This window comes from Brevundimonas bullata (assembly GCF_003350205.1).
Classification (GTDB): Bacteria; Pseudomonadota; Alphaproteobacteria; order Caulobacterales; family Caulobacteraceae; genus Brevundimonas; species Brevundimonas bullata.
Map to the genome: position 1 here is coordinate 1 of NZ_QLLC01000065.1, position 5,508 is coordinate 5,508.

9 protein-coding genes are annotated in these 5,508 nt (G+C 69.5%); 7 read left to right on the forward strand and 2 right to left on the reverse strand.

The window, feature by feature from the left end:
- Positions 1-85 precede the first annotated feature (85 nt).
- The 3 genes from DXK21_RS16130 (at position 86) to DXK21_RS16140 (ending at position 2,252) form a co-directional block, all read left to right on the forward strand.
- A complete protein-coding gene (locus tag DXK21_RS16130; protein ID WP_114818788.1) occupies positions 86-1,240 on the forward strand; it encodes a phage portal protein in 1,155 nt (384 codons plus the stop codon).
- 191 nt (positions 1,241-1,431) lie between these two features.
- Positions 1,432-1,656, forward strand: a complete 225-nt coding sequence (locus DXK21_RS16135; RefSeq protein WP_114818781.1) for a hypothetical protein — start codon at positions 1,432-1,434, stop codon at positions 1,654-1,656.
- Positions 1,657-1,805: 149 nt separating this feature from the next.
- The gene (locus tag DXK21_RS16140) at positions 1,806-2,252 is read left to right on the forward strand and encodes an HK97 family phage prohead protease (RefSeq protein WP_114818789.1); all 447 of its coding nucleotides are present in this window, start codon (positions 1,806-1,808) and stop codon (positions 2,250-2,252) included.
- Here the strand turns inward: DXK21_RS16140 and DXK21_RS16145 are convergent.
- A complete protein-coding gene (locus DXK21_RS16145) occupies positions 2,215-2,550 on the reverse strand; it encodes a hypothetical protein (RefSeq protein ID WP_114818782.1) in 336 nt (111 codons plus the stop codon). The two genes, DXK21_RS16140 and DXK21_RS16145, sit on opposite strands and share 38 nt — an antisense overlap.
- A gap of 3 nt (positions 2,551-2,553) precedes the next feature.
- Positions 2,554-2,916, reverse strand: coding sequence for a hypothetical protein (locus tag DXK21_RS16150; protein ID WP_114818783.1), 363 nt, complete (start codon positions 2,914-2,916; stop codon positions 2,554-2,556).
- 135 nt (positions 2,917-3,051) lie between these two features.
- Here DXK21_RS16150 and DXK21_RS16155 point away from each other — a divergent pair, with 135 nt between their 5' ends.
- From DXK21_RS16155 to DXK21_RS16170, 4 genes are all read left to right on the forward strand, one after another.
- Positions 3,052-4,278, forward strand: coding sequence for a phage major capsid protein (locus tag DXK21_RS16155; protein WP_114818784.1), 1,227 nt, complete (start codon positions 3,052-3,054; stop codon positions 4,276-4,278).
- Between the two features lie 181 nt (positions 4,279-4,459).
- The gene (locus DXK21_RS16160) at positions 4,460-4,726 is read left to right on the forward strand and encodes a head-tail connector protein (RefSeq protein WP_114818785.1); all 267 of its coding nucleotides are present in this window, start codon (positions 4,460-4,462) and stop codon (positions 4,724-4,726) included.
- A gap of 11 nt (positions 4,727-4,737) precedes the next feature.
- The gene (locus DXK21_RS16165) at positions 4,738-5,040 is read left to right on the forward strand and encodes a phage head completion protein (protein WP_114818786.1); all 303 of its coding nucleotides are present in this window, start codon (positions 4,738-4,740) and stop codon (positions 5,038-5,040) included.
- Positions 5,037-5,444, forward strand: a complete 408-nt coding sequence (locus DXK21_RS16170; protein ID WP_114818787.1) for a DUF3168 domain-containing protein — start codon at positions 5,037-5,039, stop codon at positions 5,442-5,444. The genes DXK21_RS16165 and DXK21_RS16170 overlap by 4 nt, the downstream gene beginning before the upstream one ends.
- Positions 5,445-5,508: the final 64 nt, after the last annotated feature.

Genomic DNA, 5,508 nt, shown 5'->3' on the forward strand with positions numbered 1-5,508 from the left:
CCACCGCATAGCCTGTCCTCGGGCTCGCCGAAGGCGAGACCCGGGGGCGGTCCCCCTCCCCATGGAATGGGAGGAAAGAAAGATCATGGAGATTTCAATGGATTGGCGACGACCGTTTGGTCGGCGGCGCGTGTCTGCGCCTGAAACCAAGGATAGCCGGGCGGGGCCGTTGATCGCCCTGACGGGGGCGGGGCGGGCGCGGTGGACGCCGCGGGATTACGCCCATCTGGCGGACGAGGGGTTCGCCAAGAACGCCGTGGCCTATCGCTGCGTGCGGATGATCGCGGAGGCGGCGGCCTCGACGCCCTTGATGGTCATGGCCGGGGGCGTGCGGACGGCGGAGCATCCCTTGGCGCGGCTGCTGGCCAAGCCCAATCCCGAGCAGTCGGGCGGGGAGTTGATGGAGGCGGTTTACGGCGCGCTGCAGACGGCGGGGAACGCCTATGTCGAGGCGTCGGGGGACGCCGATGGCGATGGGGCGCCGGATGAGCTGTGGGCGCTGCGGCCGGACCGGGTTAAGGTGGTGCCGGGCCGCGCGGGCTGGCCGGAGGCCTATGAGTATGCGGTCGGCGGGCAGGCGGTGCGGATCGGACGGCACGGCGACGGCTGGTCGCCGGTCATGCATCTGAAGCTGTTTCATCCGACGGACGATCACTACGGGTTTTCACCGCTGGAGGCGGCGGCCTTCGCCATCGACGTGCACAATGCGTCAGGGGCCTGGAACAAGGCGCTGCTGGACAATGCGGCGCGGCCGTCGGGGGCGCTGGTCTATGGGGCGCGGGACGGCGAGCGGCTGACCGCCGAGCAGTTCGAGGCGCTGAAGGCGGAACTGGGCGAGGCCCATGCGGGGGCAAGGAACGCCGGGCGGCCTCTGTTGCTGGAAGGCGGGCTGGACTGGAAGCCGATGAGCCTGACGCCGCACGACATGGACTTCATCGCCGGCAAGCACGCGGCGGCGCGCGAGATCGCCCTGGCGTTCGGCGTGCCGCCGCAGCTGCTGGGGATCCCGGGGGACGCGACCTACGCCAACTATCGCGAGGCCAACGCCGCCTTCTGGCGCGGGACGGTGATCCCGTTGGTGCGCAAGGCGGCGGGGGCGATGACGGGCTGGCTGGGCGGGCGGTTTGCGGACTGCCGGATCGAGGCTGATCTGGACGCGGTGCCGGCCTTGCAGGTCGAGCGGGATGCGCTGTGGGCAAGGCTGAATGCGGCGGCGTTCCTGACGGATGAGGAGCGGTGAAGGATGGCGGGGGTGGGGGATTAGGCGCGACGCCTCTCCCTCCCCTTCATGGGGAGGGTGGCTGAGCCTGAAAGGCGAAGACGGGTGGGGGCGTTTTGGCTGACCAAGCGCCGTGTTCCGTGTGGCCTGGCCCTCCCCACCCGGTCGCTACGCGACCACCCTCCCCATGAAGGGGAGGGAGAAAGGTGAAGATGACTGAGTTGAAGAAGATGCCCGTGGCCCTGATCGCGGCGCTGTTGGTGCAGACCATCGGCGGGCTGGTCTGGGCCGGCGGGGCGGCGGCGCGGATTGCGACGCTGGAGCAGAGGGTGGGCGAGCAGAGGCTGGTGGCCGAACGGCTTGCGCGGGTGGAAGCCCAGGGCGAGGCGGTGCGGGCGACGGTGGACCGGATCGAACGTCGGCTGGAGGGGAAGTGATGCAGCGTGATTTTCTCCCTCCCCTTCATGGGGAGGGTGGTCGGCGCGAAGCGGCGACCGGGTGGGGCGGGCTGGAAGTGAAGGGCGCGGCGCCTGGCTCGCCACAGCGCCCCCACCCGACCTCGCCTGACGGCTCGGCCACCCTCCCCATGAAGGGGAGGGAGAAGGGCGTGGTCTGGATTGAAGGCTATGCCTCGCTGTGGGGTGCAGCGGACCTGAACGGGGACGTGGTGGCGCGCGGCGCCTTTGCCGACAGCCTGGCGAAGACCGGCGCGGCGGGGGTGCGGATGCTGCATCAGCACGAGAGCCGGGCGGTGGTCGGGGTCTGGGACGAGATGGGCGAGGACGAGCGGGGTCTGCGGGTGCGCGGGCGCGTCTGCGACTGGTCGGCCGAGGCGCGTTACGCCCAGGCGCTGACGCGGGCGGGGGCGCTGGACGGGCTGTCCATCGGTTTTCGCGCGGCGAAGGCGCGGCGGGACGGGCGCTTAAGGGTGCTGAGCGCGGTGGAGCTGTGGGAGGTGTCGCTGGTGACCTTTCCGATGCTGCCGGGGGCGCGGTTCAGGTCGGTCGTGAGCGGAAGCGGCGCAGCAGGATGAAGAGGACGGCCAGGGTCGGGAGCAGGATGGCGAAGCCGGCGGCGTAGCCGATCAGGACGGGGTGATCCGATCCGGCGGCGACGGCGCCGCGCTGGAAGGCCGCCTTCACGAGCGAGGCGGGGACGCTGAGGCAGAAGACGACGACGAAGACGCCGCCGGCGAGCCGCCAGCGGGGCGTCTTGACGGGTTTCTGATGCGAGAACACGCCGGGTGGAAACAGGGCGAGGAAGAGGGCCAGCGCGAGGGGCTGCCACAGGCTGGGCCAGAGGTCGGCGAGGGTGAAGATCGGGGCGGGCATGGGTTAGTCGGCGGTGCTCTGGATATCGGTGGCGGTCGTCTGCAGGTTTTTAAGGGCGGTAGAGCATTCTTCTCTGGTCAGGGTCTCTGCTTCCGGCGACTCTTGGCCACGCTCGTAGGCCTCTTCAAGCAGGCCCAGAACCATCAGCGTGGCAACGTCGGCGTCTTTTGGAGCGGCGAGCTGGGCACGGAATTGTTGAGCAACTTCGGGCGGAAAGAACTGTTCGCACGAACCGAACGTCTCGAACGTCTGCATCAGCAGGGGCACGACCTGCTCGACCTGGGCTGGCGTGAGATCGTCGGTTGGCGCTGGCGTCTGCGACTGGATGAGAAGCGCGCCCGATAGCGCGATTGACAGGCCGAGCATGGCTTGAGGTCCCCTAGAGATTTTGCTGAGCCGTAGCACGGTTCGGTGAGGAGGCAATCGCCTCGCAGTGAGGTTTCGGGCTGTCAGGCCCGGATGACGGCGCACCGGAGGACGGGCGCAAACACCGGAGAGAGCATGAAAGAGACCAAGACCGCCTCGGCATCGCCCGAGGCGCGCGCCGCCCTGCATGAGATGATGGCGGCGTTCGAGGCGTTCAAAGGGGCGAACGACGCCCGTCTGGACGAGATCGAGAAGAAGGCGTCGGCCGATGCGCTGCTGGAGGAGAAGGTGGCGCGCATCGATCAGGCGGTGGCGGGGGCTCAGGCGCGTCTCGACCGTGCGCTGAGCGAGAGCCGTCGTCCGATGTTGGGTGCTGAGGCGCCGGTCGTGGCGGCGGCGCCGGAGGCCAAGGCGGCGTGGGACGGCTATATGAAGTCGGGTCAGTCCTATGGTCTGGAGCTGAAGGCGGGGCTGTCGTCGGCGTCGAACTCGGCGGGCTATGTCGTGCCGCCGGAGACGGAGCGGGCCATCGAGCGGCGCCTGATGGCGGGGTCGCCGATGCGCGAGATCGCCACGGTGCGCACGGTCGGTTCGGGCGTGTTCCGCAAGCCGGTGTCGACGGCGGGCGTGACGGCGGGCTGGGTGGCCGAGACGGCGGCGCGACCCGAGACGGACCCGGCGACGCTGGCCTTGCTCGAGTTCTCGTCGGCTGATCTCTACGCCTGTCCGGCGGCGACGCAGTCCTTGCTCGACGACGCCCTGATCGACCTGGACGAATGGCTGGCGGCCGAGGTCGAGGACGCCTTTGCGGCGCAGGAGACGGCGGCCTTTGTCAGCGGCGACGGGGTCAACAAGCCAAAGGGCTTCCTGGCCTATGCGACGGCGAGCGAAGGCACGCAGACCTGGGGCCAGATCGGCACCGTGGCCTCGGGGGCGGCGGGCGCCTTCGCCTCGACCAGTCCCGCGGACAAGCTGATCGACCTGATCTATGCGCCCAAGGCCCAGTATCGGCCGAACGGGCGCTTTGTCATGAACCGACGCACGGTCTCGGCGGTGCGCAAGTTCAAGGACGCGGACGGGAACTATGTCTGGTCGCCGGCGACGCGGCCGGGCGAGGCGGCGTCGTTGCTGGGCTATCCGGTCACCGAGATCGAGACCATGCCGGATGTGGCGGCCAACAGTCTATCGATCGCGTTCGGCGACTTCTCGCGCGGTTATCTGATCGTGGACCGCGCGGGGGTGCGGGTGCTGCGCGATCCCTATTCGGCCAAGCCCTATGTGCTGTTCTACACGACCAAGCGCGTGGGCGGCGGGGTGCAGAACTTTGATGCGATCAAGCTGATGAAGTTCGCGGCCTCGTAAGGGGCTGATGACTTTCCTCCCTGTTCGCGGAGCGAATGGGGAGGTGGCGCGTCGCGATAGCGACGTGACGGAGGGGGCGACTCGAGGGCTGACGTTTGCGTCGCCCCCTCCACCACTACGTGGTCCCCCTCCCCATGGAATGGGGAGGAAAGTGGCGCGTCCGAACATTGGAGATTTTAGCATGAGCGCACCCGTGACCCTCACGGAGGCGAAGCTGTTTCTGCGCGTCGAGCATGAGGCGGAGGACGGGCTGATCCAGACCCTGATCGATGCGGCGAGGGCGCGGGTCGAGGGGGAGGTGGGGCTGAGCCTGACCTCGACCTCGGCGGCGCCGTTGCGGCTGGCGGTGATGATGCTGGTGCTGCGCGCCTATGAGCGCGGCGAGGGCGAGATGAGCACGGCGCCGGTCGAGGGGTGGATCGCGCCCTATCGCGTGGTGCGGCTGTGAGCGCGGGCGGCATGAAGGTGATCGCGAGCCTGGTGCGGGCGGTGGAGGCGGAGACGCCCTATGGCGGGCGGGTCGTTAGCTATGAGCCGGTCGGGTCGCTGTGGCTGAGCCTCGGGGCGCGGCGTCGGCGCGAGCGGACGGAAGCGGGGGTGACGCGCGGGGTGGAGACGTTGAGCGCGACCGTGCGGGCCGATCCGCGGCTGGCCGAGGGGCTGGTGGTGCGCTTCGGCGGGGCCGACTGGGCGGTTGCGGGGATCGAGGCCGATCCCCAGGCGGCGGGGCGTGTGCGGCTGAACCTGGAGCGGGCGCGATGAGGGATCATGAGGGGGCGCTGGTGAAGGCGCTGATCGCGCATCTGAAGGGCGACGCGGCCTTGCAGGCGCTGCTGGGTGATCCGGCAAGGGTTTGGGACCAGCCGCCGGAGGAGCCCGCGTTTCCGCATCTGCTGATCGGCAAGGGCGAGAGCCGGGGGCTGAACGCCGACGGGGGCGGGGTCGAGCATCGGTTGACGCTGACCTGCGCCAGTCGCTTCGCCGGGATGGAAGAGGCGCGGGCGGTGGCGGCGGCGGTGCGGGCGCGGGTCGCGGATGCGCCGCTGGAAGCCGACGGGGTGAGGGCGGTCAGCCTGGGCGTGACCTTTACCGACGTGTTTCGCAGCGGGGATCTGAAACGAGCTTGGGCGGTGATGCGGCTGCGGGCCGTGACGGAAGAGGTTTGAGGCTGAATTGATCCTCCCCTGCGCAGCGGGGGAGGGGGACCATGCGCAGCATGGTGGAGGGGGC